Origin of the sequence: Enterobacter cloacae complex sp. CARB60 (assembly GCF_036487345.1) — a bacterium.
Lineage (GTDB): Bacteria > Pseudomonadota > Gammaproteobacteria > Enterobacterales > Enterobacteriaceae > Enterobacter > Enterobacter asburiae_D.
This window is the reverse complement of the sequence record NZ_JAZKLC010000002.1, coordinates 4,749,703-4,765,665: the sequence shown is the minus strand read 5'-3', so window position 1 is coordinate 4,765,665 and position 15,963 is coordinate 4,749,703. Positions and strand designations below refer to the sequence as shown.

The 15,963-nt window shown below is 56.3% G+C and carries 12 protein-coding genes; 10 read left to right on the top strand and 2 right to left on the bottom strand.

The annotated features are described in order from the left end of the window. Positions 1-4: 4 nt before the first annotated feature. From yihT to ompL, 6 genes are all read left to right on the top strand, one after another. A complete protein-coding gene (gene yihT / locus V4835_RS23910) occupies positions 5-880 on the top strand; it encodes a sulfofructosephosphate aldolase (RefSeq protein ID WP_331413999.1) in 876 nt (291 codons plus the stop codon). 14 nt (positions 881-894) lie between these two features. After that, complete coding sequence (yihS, locus tag V4835_RS23905) at positions 895-2,136, top strand: sulfoquinovose isomerase (protein WP_063144314.1); 1,242 nt, start codon at positions 895-897, stop codon at positions 2,134-2,136. Between the two features lie 16 nt (positions 2,137-2,152). Continuing rightward, positions 2,153-4,177 (top strand): alpha-glucosidase, encoded by a 2,025-nt coding sequence (locus V4835_RS23900; RefSeq protein WP_331413997.1) that lies wholly within the window; start codon positions 2,153-2,155, stop codon positions 4,175-4,177. A 45-nt stretch (positions 4,178-4,222) separates the two neighbouring features. After that, the gene (locus V4835_RS23895; protein ID WP_003861932.1) at positions 4,223-5,605 is read left to right on the top strand and encodes an MFS transporter; all 1,383 of its coding nucleotides are present in this window, start codon (positions 4,223-4,225) and stop codon (positions 5,603-5,605) included. Between the two features lie 43 nt (positions 5,606-5,648). Beyond that, positions 5,649-7,073, top strand: a complete 1,425-nt coding sequence (locus V4835_RS23890; RefSeq protein WP_063144312.1) for an MFS transporter — start codon at positions 5,649-5,651, stop codon at positions 7,071-7,073. A gap of 74 nt (positions 7,074-7,147) precedes the next feature. After that, positions 7,148-7,834: a porin OmpL gene (gene ompL / locus V4835_RS23885; RefSeq protein WP_023333894.1), complete on the top strand. Its 687-nt coding sequence runs from the start codon at positions 7,148-7,150 to the stop codon at positions 7,832-7,834. Positions 7,835-7,913: 79 nt separating this feature from the next. On the opposite strand, the gene typA is transcribed toward ompL, so the two are convergent. Further along, positions 7,914-9,737: a ribosome-dependent GTPase TypA gene (typA, locus tag V4835_RS23880; RefSeq protein WP_029741474.1), complete on the bottom strand. Its 1,824-nt coding sequence runs from the start codon at positions 9,735-9,737 to the stop codon at positions 7,914-7,916. Positions 9,738-10,115: 378 nt separating this feature from the next. On the opposite strand from typA, the gene glnA reads away from it, so the two are divergent. The 4 genes from glnA to V4835_RS23860 all read left to right on the top strand — a co-directional run bounded on the left by glnA (position 10,116) and on the right by V4835_RS23860 (position 14,390). Then, entirely contained in the window at positions 10,116-11,525 is a 1,410-nt protein-coding gene (gene glnA / locus V4835_RS23875; RefSeq protein ID WP_014072406.1) for a glutamate--ammonia ligase, read from the top strand. A gap of 169 nt (positions 11,526-11,694) precedes the next feature. Next, complete coding sequence (gene glnL, locus V4835_RS23870; protein ID WP_063144309.1) at positions 11,695-12,744, top strand: nitrogen regulation protein NR(II); 1,050 nt, start codon at positions 11,695-11,697, stop codon at positions 12,742-12,744. A gap of 11 nt (positions 12,745-12,755) precedes the next feature. Beyond that, positions 12,756-14,168: a nitrogen regulation protein NR(I) gene (gene glnG / locus V4835_RS23865; protein ID WP_023309765.1), complete on the top strand. Its 1,413-nt coding sequence runs from the start codon at positions 12,756-12,758 to the stop codon at positions 14,166-14,168. Positions 14,169-14,279: 111 nt separating this feature from the next. Continuing rightward, on the top strand, positions 14,280-14,390 hold the full coding sequence (locus tag V4835_RS23860; RefSeq protein ID WP_023333898.1) for a YshB family small membrane protein: 111 nt from the start codon (positions 14,280-14,282) through the stop codon (positions 14,388-14,390). A gap of 72 nt (positions 14,391-14,462) precedes the next feature. Here the strand turns inward: V4835_RS23860 and hemN are convergent, their stop codons facing one another. Next, complete coding sequence (gene hemN, locus V4835_RS23855) at positions 14,463-15,836, bottom strand: oxygen-independent coproporphyrinogen III oxidase (RefSeq protein WP_331413994.1); 1,374 nt, start codon at positions 15,834-15,836, stop codon at positions 14,463-14,465. Positions 15,837-15,963 lie beyond the last annotated feature (127 nt).

The following is a 15,963-nucleotide window of genomic DNA, read 5'->3' as shown; positions in this document are numbered from 1 at the left end:
ACGAATGACGATGTACACCCTGAAAGATATCACCCGACCTTCCGGCGGTTTTGCGATGCTGGCCGTGGACCAGCGCGAAGCAATGCGCCTGATGTTTGCTGCGGCAGGCGCGCCATTGCCGGTAACCGACCAGCACCTCACGGATTTTAAGGTCAACGCGGCGAAGATTCTTTCGCCGTACGCCTCTGCCATTCTCGTCGACCAGCAGTTCTGCTATCACCAGATTGTGGCGCAGCAGGCCGTTGCCAAAAGCTGCGCGATGATTGTGGCGGCTGACGAGTTTATTCCGGGGAACGGGATCCCGGTCGACAGCGTGGTAATCGACAAGAATATTGACGCGCAGGCGGTCAAACGCGATGGCGGCAAGGCGCTGAAGCTGCTGGTGCTGTGGCGCAGCGATGAAGATCCGCAGCAGCGTCTTGAGATGGTGAAGGCGTTCAACACGCTATGCCACGACAACGGGCTACTGAGTATTATCGAGCCGGTTGTGCGTCCGCCGCGTCGCGGTGCCGCGTTTGACCGTGAACAGGCGATTATCGACGCGGCCAAAGAGCTGGGCGACAGCGGTGCCGACCTTTACAAAGTGGAGATGCCGCTGTTTGGCAAAGGCACGCAGCAGGCGCTACTGGCGGCCTCGCAGAAGCTGAACGAGAACATCGCCATGCCGTGGGTAATCCTCTCCTCCGGCGTGGACGATAAGTTATTCCCGCGCGCCGTGAGCGTGGCGATGCAGGCGGGGGCATCGGGCTTTTTAGCCGGTCGCGCCGTCTGGTCATCGGTGATTGGCCTGCCGGACACCGAGCTGATGCTCCGCGATATTTCCGTACCAAAACTGCAGCGTCTGGGCGAGATCGTCGACGAAATGATGGCTCGCCGCTGAGAAAGGACCCGAACATGAAATGGTTTAACACCCTGAGCCATAACCGCTGGCTCGAACAAGAGACTGACCGCATTCTCGATTTCGGCAAAAACGCCGCCGTACCGACCGGCTTTGGCTGGCTGGGCAATAACGGTCAAATCCGCAGCGATATGGGCACCCATCTGTGGATCACCGCTCGCATGCTGCACGTGTACGCGGTGGCAGCGAACATGGGCCGTCCCGGTGCCTATGCGCTAGTTGAGCACGGCATTAACGCCCTCAACGGCCCGCTGCGCGATAAACAGCACGGCGGCTGGTACGCCTGCGTTAACGATGAGGGCGTGATAGATGCCTCCAAGCAAGGTTATCAGCATTTCTTCGTACTGCTGGGCGCGGCGAGCGCCGTCACCACCGGCCATCCGCAGGCGCGCAGGCTGCTGGACGATGCCATTGAGGTGATTGAGCGCTACTTCTGGAGCGAACAGGAGCAAATGTGCCTGGAGTCCTGGGATGAGGCCTTTAGCGAAACGGAAGATTACCGCGGCGGTAACGCCAACATGCACGCCGTGGAAGCCTTCCTGATCGTCTACGACGTAACCCACGACCGAAAATGGCTCGACCGCGCCCTGCGCATCGCCTCGGTGATTATTCACGACGTGGCACGCAAAGGGGAGTATCGCGTTAACGAGCATTTTGATACGAACTGGAACCCAATCCGAGATTACAACATTAATAATCCCGCCCACCGCTTCCGCGCCTACGGCGGCACGCCGGGACACTGGATCGAGTGGGGGCGCCTGATGCTGCACCTGCGCGCCGCGCTGGAAGCCCGCTTTGAAACGCCGCCGGAATGGCTGCTGGAAGATGCGAAAGGGCTGTTCCACGCCACCATCCGCGACGCCTGGGCACCCGACGGGGCCGACGGGTTTGTCTACTCCGTGGGCTGGGACGGCAAGCCTATCGTGCGCGAACGCGTGCGCTGGCCGATCGTCGAGGCGATGGGTACGGCTTATGCCCTCTACACGGTGACCGGCGAGGCGCAGTACGAAGCCTGGTACCAGAAGTGGTGGGATTACTGCATTAAGTATCTGATGGATTACGAAAACGGCTCATGGTGGCAGGAGCTGGACACCAACAACGAAGTGACCACCAAAGTCTGGGACGGCAAGCAGGATATTTACCATCTGCTGCATTGCCTGGCGATCCCCCGCCTGCCGCTGGCGCCGGGCTTAGCGCCTGCCGTAGCCGCCGGATTACTGGATAGCCTGGCCAAATAATAAAGACGGAGTTTTTATGCGTACCCTACACAATATTGACCTGAAAAATAACGAAAGTGGTTTCACCCTGCGCTGGCAGGACCGTCTGATTTTATCCCATTCCACTAATGAGCCTTGCCTGTGGATCGGCGCAGGTGAGGCCGATATCGAGATGTTTCGCGGCAACTTCAGCATCAAAGACAAGCTCAACGAAAAGATTGCCCTGACGGATGCGACCGTCACGCAGCAAAGCGCTGGCTGGGCGATCCGCTTTACCCGTGGCGATACGGTGAGCGCGACGCTGCTGGTAGGCGTCGATGCGGAAGGCCGTCTTGAGCTAAAGCTCAAAAACGATGCCACAAGCCATAACCGCATCTGGCTGCGTCTGGCGGCCAAACCTGAAGATCACATTTACGGCTGCGGCGAGCAGTTCTCGTACTTCGATCTGCGCGGCAAGCCGTTCCCACTGTGGACCAGCGAGCAGGGCGTGGGCCGCAATAAGCAAACCTACGTAACCTGGCAGGCCGACTGCAAAGAGAACGCGGGCGGCGATTACTACTGGACGTTCTTCCCGCAGCCCACCTTCGTGAGCACCCAGAAGTACTACTGCCACGTGGACAACAGCTGCTATATGAACTTCGATTTCAGCGCGCCTGACTTCCACGAGCTGGCGTTCTGGGAAGATAACGCCACGCTGCGCTTCGAATGTGCGGAAACCTACGTCGATCTGCTGGAAAAACTCACCGGCCAGCTGGGGCGTCAGCCTGAACTGCCGGACTGGGTTTACGACGGCGTGACGCTTGGCATCCAGGGCGGCACCGAGGTGTGTCAGCAGAAGCTCGACGTTATGCGCCAGGGCGGTGTGAAGGTGAACGGCATCTGGGCGCAGGATTGGTCCGGCATCCGCATGACCTCCTTTGGCAAACGCGTGATGTGGAACTGGAAGTGGAACAGCGAACTTTATCCGCAGCTTGACGAGCGTATTGCGCAGTGGAAACAGGAGGGCGTGCAGTTCCTCTCCTATATCAACCCGTACGCCGCCAGCGATCGTGATTTATGCGAAGAGGCGGCAACGCGCGGCTATCTGACCAAAGACGCCGACGGCAAGGACTACCACGTCGAGTTCGGGGAGTTCTACGCGGGCGTTATCGACCTGACGAATCCTGAGGCCTACGGCTGGTACAAAGAGGTCATTAAAAAGAACCTGATCGCGCTGGGATGCGGCGGCTGGATGGCCGATTTCGGAGAATATCTGCCGACTGATACCTTCCTGCACAACGGCGTCAGCGCGGAGATCATGCACAACGCCTGGCCGGCCCTGTGGGCGAAGTGTAACTACGAGGCGCTGGAGGAGACGGGCAAGCTCGGCGAGATCCTGTTCTTCATGCGCGCGGGCTACACCGGCAGCCAGAAGCACTCGGTGATGATGTGGGCGGGGGATCAGAACGTCGACTGGAGCCTGGACGACGGTCTGGCGTCCGTCGTACCTGCGGCCCTTTCGCTGGCGATGACCGGGCACGGCCTGCACCACAGCGACATCGGCGGCTATACGACGCTGTTCGAGATGAAGCGCAGCAAAGAGCTGCTGCTGCGCTGGTGCGACTTCAGCGCCTTTACGCCGATGATGCGTACCCACGAGGGCAACCGTCCGGGCGACAACTGGCAGTTCGACGCTGACGCGGAAACCATCGCGCACTTCGCGCGCATGACCACCGTCTTCACCACCCTGAAGCCGTACATCAAAGCCGCCGTCGCGCAGAACGCGAAAAGCGGCCTGCCGGTGATGCGTCCGCTGTTCCTGCACTACGAAGACGACGCGCGCGCCTACACGCTGAAATACCAGTATCTGTTTGGCCGTGACCTGCTGGTGGCACCGGTTCATGAAGAGGGACGTCTCGACTGGACGCTCTATCTGCCGCAGGACAGCTGGGTCAATGCGTGGACCGGGGAAACCTGCCAGGGCGGTGACGTGACCGTTGATGCCCCGCTCGGCAAGCCGCCGGTGTTCTATCGCCAGTACAGCGAATGGGCAGATCTGTTTAGCACCTTACGTCATATCTGATAAGGCTCGCCCGCAGGGAAACCTGCGGGCAGACGGAGAACAATAATGAGTCAACATACTTCCGACCCGGCAACCCTACGCCTGCCGTTTAAAGAAAAACTCGCATACGGGATGGGCGATCTCGGCTCTAACATCCTGCTGGATATCGGCACGCTGTATCTGCTGAAGTTTTACACCGACGTGCTGGGGCTGCCGGGCACCTACGGCGGGATTATCTTCCTGATTGCGAAGTTCTTTACCGCCTTCACCGATATGGGTACCGGGATCATGCTCGACTCCCGGCGCAAGATTGGCCCGAAAGGGAAGTTCCGCCCGTTCGTGCTGTACGCGGCGTTCCCGGTGACCTTACTGGCGATTGCCAACTTCGTCGGCACGCCGTTTGAAATCACCGGTAAAACGGTGATGGCGACGGTGCTGTTCATGCTGTACGGCCTGTTCTTCAGCATGATGAACTGCTCCTACGGCGCGATGGTGCCCGCCATTACCAAAAACCCGGACGAGCGCGCATCGCTGGCCGCCTGGCGTCAGGGCGGCGCCACGCTGGGCCTGCTGCTCTGTACCGTGGGCTTTGTGCCAGTGATGAACCTGATTGAAGGTAACGACCAGCTTGGGTATATCTTCGCTGCGACCCTCTTCTCGCTGTTCGGGCTGTTCTTCATGTGGTGGTGCTATAAGGGCGTGACCGAGCGTTACGTCGAGACACAGCCTGCAAACCCGGCGCAAAAACCGGGCCTGCTGCAGTCGTTCCGCGCCATCGCCGGGAACCGACCGCTGTTTATCCTGTGCATCGCTAACCTGTGCACGCTGGGTGCCTTTAACGTCAAACTCGCCATTCAGGTGTACTACACGCAGTACGTGCTGAACGACCCGATCCTGCTGTCATACATGGGCTTCTTCAGCATGGGCTGTATTTTTATCGGCGTCTTTATGATGCCCGGCGCGGTGCGTCGTTTTGGGAAGAAAAAGGTCTACATCAGCGGGCTGATGATTTGGGTGGCGGGCGATCTGCTCAACTACTTCTTCGGCGGAGGATCGGTGAGCTTTGTGGCGTTCTCCTGCCTGGCGTTCTTTGGCTCCGCGTTTGTGAACAGCCTGAACTGGGCGCTGGTGTCCGATACCGTGGAATACGGCGAGTGGCGCACCGGCGTGCGCTCCGAGGGGACGGTCTATACCGGCTTTACCTTCTTCCGGAAGGTATCGCAGGCGCTGGCGGGCTTTTTCCCGGGGATCATGCTCACGCAGATCGGCTATGTGCCCAACGTGGTGCAATCCGCCGGAACGGTTGAAGGGCTGCGGCAGCTGATATTTATCTACCCGAGCCTGCTGGCGGTCATCACCATCGTGGCGATGGGCTGCTTCTACAACCTTAACGAGAAGATGTATGTGCGCATCGTGGAAGAGATTGAACTGCGCAAACGTACGGCATAAATGACGTGATAGAGCGCCCAGCGGGGCGCTCTGAGGATCGACCATGACACATAACACTGATCCGTTAACCCTGAAGTTGAGCCTGCGCGAGAAGTGCGCGTACGGGATGGGCGATTTTGGCTCGAACCTGATGCTCTGTATCGGGACGTTGTATTTGCTGAAGTTTTACACGGACGAACTGGGCATGCCTGCGTTCTATGGCGGCATCATTTTCCTGGTGGCGAAGTTTTTTACCGCGTTGACCGACATGCTGACCGGCGTGCTGCTCGACTCCCGGCGCAACATCGGACCGAGGGGGAAGTTCCGGCCATTCATTCTTTACGCCTCCCTCCCGGTGGCGCTGGTCGCGACGGCGCAGTTTATGGCCAATGACTTTAGCCTGACGGTGAAAACGGCCCTCGCCACCGCGCTCTTCATGATGTTTGGCCTCTGCTATAGCCTGATGAACTGCGCCTACGGCGCAATGGTTCCGGCTATCACCAAAAACCCGAACGAGCGCGCGCAGCTTGCAGCGTGGCGTCAGGGTGGCGCAACGGTGGGACTGTTGCTTTGCACCGTCGGCTTTATGCCCATTCAGGCACTGTTCGTCAGTCAACCCTCCCTGGGCTATCTGGTGGCCGCGCTAGTGTTCGTCACCGGCGGCCTGTTCTGCATGTGGTGGTGCTATAGCGGTGTGAAAGAACGCTACGTGGAGCTCACGCCCGATCATCATAAGCCCGGCATGCTGAAATCGTTCTGCGCGATTTTCCGCAATCCGCCGCTACTGGTGTTGTGCATCGCTAACCTGTGTACCCTCGCCGCGTTTAACATCAAGCTGGCGATTCAGGTCTATTACACCCAGTACGTGCTGAACGATCTGCATCTGCTGTCGTGGATGGGCTTTTTCAGCATGGGCTGCATTCTGATTGGCGTGTTTCTGGTGCCGGGCGCGGTGAAGCGTTTTGGCAAGAAACCGGTCTATTTGGGTGGGCTGACGCTATGGGCAGTGGGAGACGTGCTGAACTTCTTCTGGGGAACCAGCTCCCTGCTGTTCGTACTGTTTTCCTGCATGGCCTTTTTCGGCACGGCGTTTGTGAACAGCCTCAACTGGGCGCTGGTGCCGGATACGGTTGATTATGGCGAGTGGAAAACCGGTATCCGTGCCGAAGGGTCGGTTTATACCGGCTACACCTTCTCGCGCAAAATCTCTGCGGCGCTCGCCGGTTTCCTGCCCGGCATCATGCTAACCCAGATTGGATACGTTCCCCATGCCGTCCAGAGCGCGGGCACGCTTCTGGGCTTACGTCAGCTTATTTTCCTCTGGCCGTGCGGCCTGGCGATCGTGGCCGCCGTGACCATGGGGTTGTTTTATAAACTCAACGAAGCGCGCTTCGCCTTTATTATCGAGGAGATTGGAAAACGGAAAAAACAATCAGCGAATACCCCTGAGATAACCACCAACAATAAAGCGTCAGCAGTCACTTTATAACAATAAATCCGGCCATTCTTTCCTTCCTGTTAATCAGGAGGGAGGCCTTTCTGTACCTGATACATGGACAAATTATGAAAAGAATCATTACTGTACTGATCGTGTCGTCTGTGTCCTGCCCGGTATTTGCCGGAGCGTATGTCGAAACGCGTGAAGCATATAATACGGCTTCTGAGCTACACGAGGTGATCCTGCGCGCGGGATATAACTTCGATATGGGCGCGGGGCTGATGTTCACCAACGCCTATAACGTGGGGAAATGGGATGAACTCAAGCACAGTTATAACGAAATAGAGGGGTGGTATCCGCTCTTTAAACCGACCGACAAACTCACCTTCCAGCCCGGCGGGTTGATTAACGACAGCAGCGCAGGGTCCGGTGGTGCGGTTTATTTAGATACCAACTACAAATTTACGGACGGGTTCAACCTGACGTTCCGCTATCGCTATAACCATAACAATTACGATACGCCGGACTATAACGGGCAGATGGATAAAAACGACACGCACGAGTTTGCCAATTACTGGAATTTCAAAGTGACGGATGCGTTTTTCTACACCTTTGAACCGCACTTTTTCCAGCGGGTGAATGATTACCACAGCAAAAACGGCAAAGACCATCACTGGGAGATTACCAATAAGTTCAGCTATAAAATCGACAGGAACTGGCTGCCGTATCTTGAGCTACAGTGGCTGGACCGATGGAATGATTACAACCGCGAGCAGTACCGTATTCGATTAGGGTTACGGTATTCATTCTAATAAAAAAAGCCGCTGATCTCTCAGCGGCTTTTTAGTTGCCGGGTGGCGCTCGCGCTTACCCGGCCTACGGAATACCGTATTAGTCTTCTTTCGGACCGCGCATCGCACGTTTACGATCGTTCTCGGTCAGGTGACGTTTACGGATACGAATTGACTGTGGAGTCACTTCGACCAGTTCGTCATCATCGATGAATTCCAGAGCCTGCTCCAGAGTCATCTTGATCGGTGGAACCAGAACCGTTGCTTCGTCAGTACCGGACGCACGCATGTTGGTCAGTTTCTTACCGGTCAGGCAGTTTACGGTCAGGTCGTTAGAACGACTGTGAATACCGATGATCTGGCCTTCATAAACTTCAGCACCGTGACCCAGGAACAGCTTACCGCGATCCTGCAGACCGAACAGCGCAAACGCAACCGCTTTACCCTGACCGTTGGAGATCAGCACGCCGTTGTTACGCTGGCCCACTTCGCCCGGACGAACGTCGTCGTAGTGGCTGAAGGTGGAGTACAGCAGACCGGTACCGGAGGTCATGGTCATGAACTCTGAACGGAAGCCGATCAGACCACGGCTTGGGATCACGTAGTCGAGACGTACGCGGCCTTTGCCATCTGGATTCATGTTTTTCAGGTCGCCTTTACGCTCACCCAGTGCCTGCATCACAGAACCCTGGTGCTGCTCTTCAACGTCCAGCGTTACGTTTTCGAATGGCTCTTGTTTACGGCCATCGATCTCGCGGAAGATGACTTTCGGACGGGAAACCGCCATTTCGAAACCTTCACGACGCATGTTTTCGATCAGAACAGACAGGTGCAGCTCACCACGACCAGAAACGCGGAATGCGTCTGCATCCGGGGTTTCTTCAACGCGCAGCGCAACGTTGTGCACCAGCTCTTTGTTCAGGCGGTCAAGGATCTGACGAGAGGTAACGAACTTACCTTCTTTACCACAGAACGGAGAGGTGTTGACGTTGAAGAACATGGTTACAGTTGGTTCATCAACGGACAGGGCTGGCAGCGCTTCGACGTTCTGCGGATCGCAGATGGTGTCGGAGATGTTCAGTTCACCCAGACCGGTGATAGCGATGATGTCGCCCGCTTCAGCGATGTCGCTCTCGATACGCTCAAGACCCAGGTGAGTCAGTACTTTACCAACTTTACCGTTACGGGTTTTGCCTTCGCTATCGATGATAGTAACCTGCTGGTTAGGCTTCACTTTACCGCGCTTGATACGACCAATGCCGATTACGCCAACGTAGTTGTTGTAGTCGAGCTGAGAGATCTGCATCTGCAGGGTGCCGTCGAGATCGACGTTTGGCGCAGGAACACGGTCAACAATCGCCTGATACAGCGGGGTCATGTCTTCAGCCATGTCTTCGTGGTCCAGACCTGCGATACCGTTCAGCGCAGAGGCGTAAACGATAGGGAAGTCCAGCTGCTCGTCGGTCGCGTCGAGGTTAACGAACAGGTCGAAGACCTGGTCAACAACCCAGTCAGGACGCGCGCCAGGGCGGTCAACTTTGTTGATAACAACGATTGGCTTCAGACCATGGGCAAAAGCTTTTTTGGTCACGAAGCGCGTCTGTGGCATTGGGCCATCCATTGCGTCAACGACCAGCAGAACGGAGTCTACCATGGACATTACACGTTCAACTTCACCACCGAAGTCGGCGTGCCCTGGGGTATCAACGATGTTGATACGGTAGTCATTCCATTTAATCGCGGTGTTTTTCGCGAGGATAGTAATCCCACGCTCTTTCTCCAAATCGTTGGAGTCCATCACGCGTTCTTGGGTTTCGGCACGCGCATCAAACGTACCGGATTGCTGCAGCAGCTTGTCAACCAGGGTAGTTTTACCATGGTCTACGTGCGCGATGATGGCGATGTTACGCAAATTTTCGATCACAACTTTGCCTCAGGCATTTAGAAATAGCGCGTTATTGTACACGGATTAATCGCACTACAAAACAGGATCACAAACATCCCCCGCAAACAAGTATTGCAGAGATGCTTTGTGATCGCTTTCACGGAGCGGTAAAAGGGCACTTTAACGTAAATTGCACCAATATGGTGCTCAATGTTCACATTGAAGCACTATACTGGTGCAACAAATCCATCGTGGTGCAGCCCTTTTGCACTATGGTGCGCATGATAACGCCTTTTTGGGGTGTTTTAAAAGTTGGCACAGATTTCGCTTTATAAAAAATACATGGCAACAGCCAGTACAAACAGAAATTGAAGACCTCGTTACCACGACGACAATGACCAATCTGGAGAGTTAAGTATGTCCGCTGAACACGTTTTGACGATGCTGAACGAACATGAAGTGAAGTTTGTTGATCTGCGCTTCACCGATACCAAAGGTAAAGAACAGCACGTCACAATCCCTGCTCATCAGGTGAACGCCGAATTCTTTGAAGAAGGCAAAATGTTTGACGGCTCCTCCATTGGTGGCTGGAAAGGCATTAACGAATCCGACATGGTTCTGATGCCGGACGCGACCACTGCGCTCATTGACCCGTTCTTCGAAGAACCAACCCTGATCATCCGTTGCGACATCCTCGAGCCAGGCACGCTGCAGGGCTACGACCGTGACCCACGTTCTATCGCAAAACGTGCTGAAGAGTACCTGCGTTCTACCGGCATCGCGGATACCGTTCTGTTCGGACCAGAGCCAGAGTTCTTCCTGTTTGACGACATCCGTTTCGGCGCTTCAATTTCTGGTTCCCACGTGGCTATCGATGACATCGAAGGCGCATGGAACTCTTCCACCAAATACGAAGGTGGTAACAAAGGTCACCGTCCTGGCGTGAAAGGCGGTTACTTCCCGGTTCCTCCGGTCGATTCTTCACAGGACATCCGTTCTACCATGTGTCTGATCATGGAAGAGATGGGCCTGGTTGTTGAAGCTCACCACCACGAAGTGGCGACCGCTGGCCAGAACGAAATCGCTACCCGCTTCAACACCATGACTAAAAAAGCGGATGAGATTCAGATCTACAAATACGTTGTGCACAACGTTGCGCACCGTTTCGGTAAAACCGCGACCTTCATGCCAAAACCAATGTTTGGCGACAACGGTTCCGGTATGCACTGCCACATGTCTCTGTCCAAGAACGGTACCAACCTGTTCTCTGGCGACAAATATGCGGGTCTGTCCGAGCAGGCGCTGCACTACATCGGTGGTGTTATCAAACACGCTAAAGCGATCAACGCCCTGGCGAACCCAACCACTAACTCCTACAAGCGTCTGGTCCCGGGCTACGAAGCGCCAGTGATGCTGGCCTACTCTGCACGTAACCGTTCTGCTTCTATCCGTATCCCGGTTGTTGCTTCTCCGAAAGCACGTCGTATCGAAGTGCGCTTCCCGGATCCAGCGGCTAACCCATACCTGTGCTTCGCAGCACTGCTGATGGCCGGTCTGGACGGTATCAAGAACAAGATCCACCCGGGCGAAGCGATGGACAAAAACCTGTACGACCTGCCGCCAGAAGAAGCGAAAGAGATCCCACAGGTTGCTGGTTCTCTGGAAGAAGCCCTGCAGGCGCTGGACGCAGACCGTGAGTTCCTGACTGCGGGCGGTGTGTTTACTGATGAAGCGATCGACGCTTACATCGCCCTGCGTATTGAAGAGAACGACCGTGTGCGTATGACGCCGCACCCGGTTGAGTTCGAGCTGTACTACAGCGTTTAATAAAGTTGTTTTACCCGGCGTGATAAGCGCCGGGGGTAGTTGCCGTGGAAACTTTTAGCCCATCTCCGGATGGGCTTTTTTCTCCACCAACAACCTGATCTCACGCGCTTTTTACGCCGAAAACGCTATACTGCACTAAAACAGTGCAACAACTCCAGGAGACTGCTGAATGGCAACTGGCACGCTGCCCGATGCTGGGCAGATCCTCAATTCTTTGATTAACAGCATTTTGCTGGTCGATGACGAGCTGGCCGTTCATTACGCCAACCCGGCGGCGCAGCAGCTGCTCGCCCAAAGCGCACGTAAACTGTTCGGCACCCCGCTTCCTGAACTCCTGAGCTATTTTTCGCTGAATATTGGCCTGATGCAGGAAAGTTTGCAGGCTGGCCAGGGGTTTACCGATAACGAAGTGACGCTGGTGATCGACGGACGCTCGCACATTCTGTCGCTGACCGCGCAGCGTCTTCCCGATGGGATGATCCTGCTGGAAATGGCGCCGATGGATAATCAGCGTCGACTGAGCCAGGAGCAGCTTCAGCATGCGCAGCAAATTGCCGCCCGTGACCTGGTGCGCGGTCTGGCGCATGAAATCAAAAACCCGCTGGGTGGATTACGCGGCGCGGCGCAGCTTCTGACCAAGGCGCTGCCCGACCCCGCGCTGGCGGAGTATACCAACGTCATCATTGAGCAGGCGGACCGTCTGCGGAATCTGGTAGACCGTCTTCTTGGGCCACAGCAGCCGGGAATGCACGTCACTGAAAGCATCCATAAAGTGGCTGAGCGGGTGGTGAAGCTCGTCTCAATGGAGCTGCCGGAGAACGTCACGCTGGTACGTGATTACGACCCAAGCCTGCCGGAACTGGCCCATGACCCGGATCAGATTGAGCAGGTCCTGTTGAATATTGTGCGTAATGCCCTGCAGGCGCTGGGGTCTGAAGGGGGCGAGATTATTTTACGCACCCGCACCGCCTTCCAGCTCACGTTACACGGCGTGCGCTACCGGCTGGCGGCCCGAATCGACGTTGAGGATAACGGGCCCGGCATTCCATCGCATCTGCAGGATACCCTGTTCTACCCGATGGTAAGCGGTCGCGAAGGCGGGACCGGCCTGGGCTTATCCATTGCCCGCAGTTTGATCGATCAGCACTCCGGGAAAATTGAATTTACCAGTTGGCCGGGACATACCGAGTTTTCGGTTTTCCTGCCGATTAAAAAATAAAGGTGACGTTTATGCAACGAGGGATAGTCTGGGTAGTCGATGACGATAGCTCCATCCGTTGGGTGCTTGAACGCGCGCTCACAGGGGCGGGATTAAGCTGCACGACGTTTGAGAGCGGCAGCGAAGTGCTCGACGCACTCACCACCAAAACGCCAGATGTTCTGCTTTCGGATATTCGTATGCCGGGCATGGACGGGCTGGCGCTGTTAAAGCAGATCAAACAACGCCACCCTATGCTTCCGGTCATCATAATGACCGCGCACTCCGATCTGGATGCCGCAGTGAGCGCCTATCAGCAAGGGGCGTTCGATTACCTGCCCAAACCGTTTGATATCGACGAAGCGGTGGCGCTGGTTGAGCGCGCGATTAGCCATTATCAGGAGCAGCAACAGCCGCGTCACGCGCCCGATTTTGGGCCAACGACAGACATCATCGGCGAAGCGCCGGCGATGCAGGACGTGTTTCGCATTATTGGTCGTTTGTCCCGCTCGTCCATTAGCGTATTGATTAACGGTGAATCGGGAACCGGTAAAGAGCTTGTGGCGCATGCGTTGCATCGCCATAGCCCACGGGCAAAAGCGCCGTTCATCGCCCTGAATATGGCGGCGATCCCGAAGGATTTGATTGAGTCCGAACTGTTCGGCCATGAAAAAGGGGCATTTACCGGCGCAAATACCATTCGTCAGGGGCGCTTCGAACAGGCTGACGGCGGCACGCTGTTCCTGGATGAAATCGGCGATATGCCGCTGGATGTCCAGACCCGCCTGCTGCGCGTGCTGGCCGACGGGCAATTTTATCGCGTGGGCGGCTATGCGCCGGTGAAGGTGGACGTGCGTATTATCGCCGCGACCCACCAGAACCTGGAGCAACGCGTGCAGGAAGGAAAATTCCGCGAGGATTTATTCCATCGTCTGAACGTCATCCGCGTTCATTTGCCGCCGCTGCGTGAGCGTCGGGAAGATATTCCCCGCCTGGCACGCCATTTCCTGCAGGTGGCCGCCCGCGAGCTGGGTGTGGAAGCCAAGCAGCTTCACCCGGAAACCGATGCCGCTCTGACGCGTCTGGCGTGGCCGGGCAACGTGCGTCAGCTGGAAAACACCTGCCGCTGGTTAACCGTGATGGCCGCCGGGCAGGAAGTGCTGATTCAGGATTTACCGGCCGAGCTGTTTGAAGCGACCGCGCCTGAAAGCAGTACCGGGCACGCGCTGCCGGACAGCTGGGCGACGCTGCTGGCACAGTGGGCCGACCGCGCGCTGCGTTCCGGTCATCAAAACCTGCTGTCTGAAGCTCAGCCAGAGATGGAGCGTACGCTGTTAACCACCGCGCTTCGCCATACGCAGGGTCATAAGCAGGAAGCCGCTCGCCTGTTGGGATGGGGACGTAATACCCTGACGCGCAAGCTTAAAGAGCTGGGAATGGAGTGATCGTACGCCGCTGTGTAAAGGTTATTAATTGAGCGCAAATTGCCGTTATTTTGCGCTTTACTGTTCCGATGAGTTTTGTATGATCGTGCCCGGAAATTGGGGGTGAACATCATGCTGGAAACAATCGTGAATATGCTCTCTAGCGGAGCCGCTGAAAGCCACACGCCACAAACAGCCGTTGCGGCTATGTTGTGCGCGGCGCTGGTGGGGCTGTTTAGCTAGCGAGTTGAACGTAAAAGCCGGGTGGCGGCTTCGCCTTACCCGGCCTACGTTTCGCGCTTTTGGCAATACGCCTTAAATCACCCGCGAGAACTGCTGCAGGCGCGCTTTCTGGCGCAGATAGGCATCAAAGCACATGCAGATATTACGAATCAACAGACGCCCTTTCGGCGTGACCTCAATCGCGCTCTCCGACACATCCACCAGCCCATCTTTCGCCAGCGGTGCAATTAGCTTCAGGTCTTCCGCAAAATAATCGCTGAAATGCAGATCCCACTGCGACTCAACGTCGCTGAAATCGAGACGGAAGTTGCAGATTAGCGCCTTAATGACATCGCGACGGATGCAGTCGTCGCGCGTTAACGCAATGCCGCGCCACAGCGCGTTGCCCGTTTCATCAACCTGTTGGTAGTAGCGCTTCAGCTCTTTCTGGTTCTGCGCGTAACAGTCGCCAATCATACTGATGGCGGAGACGCCCATCCCCAGCAAATCGGTATCGCCCTGGGTCGTGTAGCCCTGGAAGTTGCGGTGCAGTACGCCTTCACGCTGAGCAATCGCCAGCTCGTCATCCGGACGGGCAAAGTGATCCATCCCGATAAACTGATAGCCGGTTTCGGTCAGCGAGGAGATGGTTTCCTGCAGGATATCCAGCTTCTGCTGGGCAGAAGGAAGATCGGCATCTTTGATTTTGCGCTGGGCGGCAAAGAGGGTCGGCAGGTGCGCATAGTTAAAGACGCTCAGGCGGTCCGGGTTAAGTTCGGCCACGCGCTTCAGGGTGAAGGCGAAGCTTTCCGGCGTCTGCTTTGGCAGGCCGTAAATCAGGTCGATATTGGTCGATGTAAAGCCGATATCACGCGCGTGGTTGAGCAAGGCGAAGATAAACTCTTCGTCCTGCTCGCGGTTCACCAGACGCTGAACCTCTTTATTGAAATCCTGCACGCCCATGCTCAGACGATTGAAGCCTTCGGCGCGTAAGTGATCCAGTACATCCAGCTCAATTTCACGCGGATCGACCTCGATCGAGATTTCCGCGTCGGCGTTAAAACTGAAATTGCCGCGCAGCAGGGTCATCAGGCGGCTTATTTGCGCTTTATTCAGATAGGTTGGCGTGCCGCCGCCCCAGTGAAGCTGGCTGACGTGACGGCCAGCAAAAAGCGGTGCGCGATGGACAATTTCTTGTTCGAGCGCATCAAGATACTGGTCGGCTTTGTGCTGCTGACGGGTAACGATTTTATTGCAGCCGCAGAAGTAACACAGCTTATGGCAGAACGGAATATGGACGTAGAGCGACAGCGGACGCTCAGGATAGCGCGCGACAGCCTGCTGGAAATCACGCTCTCCGAAGGCATCGGAGAACTCCAGCGCGGTGGGGTATGACGTATAACGCGGCCCGGAATAGTTATATTTCTGGATTAGGGCCAAATCCCAGTCGATAGTTGGTGTTGACATGCTCACTCCTTCCGTTGGTGTCGCGTTCGTATACGGCGGCCCGTTCTGGCCCCATTGCGGGCCATCACTCGGGTGCGCAGCCACTTCTGTCGCCGCGACAACCGCCGTAGTTTAACGAATAACCACA

Bases quoted from the DNA above. Each gene is read 5' to 3' on its own strand.
- yihT (WP_331413999.1), top strand. From the start codon at position 5: ATGACGATGTACACCCTGAAAGATATCACCCGACCTTCCGGCGGTTTT.
- yihS (WP_063144314.1), top strand. From the start codon at position 895: ATGAAATGGTTTAACACCCTGAGCCATAACCGCTGGCTCGAACAAGAG.
- V4835_RS23900 (WP_331413997.1), top strand. From the start codon at position 2,153: ATGCGTACCCTACACAATATTGACCTGAAAAATAACGAAAGTGGTTTC.
- V4835_RS23895 (WP_003861932.1), top strand. From the start codon at position 4,223: ATGAGTCAACATACTTCCGACCCGGCAACCCTACGCCTGCCGTTTAAA.
- V4835_RS23890 (WP_063144312.1), top strand. From the start codon at position 5,649: ATGACACATAACACTGATCCGTTAACCCTGAAGTTGAGCCTGCGCGAG.
- ompL (WP_023333894.1), top strand. From the start codon at position 7,148: ATGAAAAGAATCATTACTGTACTGATCGTGTCGTCTGTGTCCTGCCCG.
- glnA (WP_014072406.1), top strand. From the start codon at position 10,116: ATGTCCGCTGAACACGTTTTGACGATGCTGAACGAACATGAAGTGAAG.
- glnL (WP_063144309.1), top strand. From the start codon at position 11,695: ATGGCAACTGGCACGCTGCCCGATGCTGGGCAGATCCTCAATTCTTTG.
- glnG (WP_023309765.1), top strand. From the start codon at position 12,756: ATGCAACGAGGGATAGTCTGGGTAGTCGATGACGATAGCTCCATCCGT.
- V4835_RS23860 (WP_023333898.1), top strand. From the start codon at position 14,280: ATGCTGGAAACAATCGTGAATATGCTCTCTAGCGGAGCCGCTGAAAGC.
- hemN (WP_331413994.1), bottom strand. From the start codon at position 15,836: ATGTCAACACCAACTATCGACTGGGATTTGGCCCTAATCCAGAAATAT.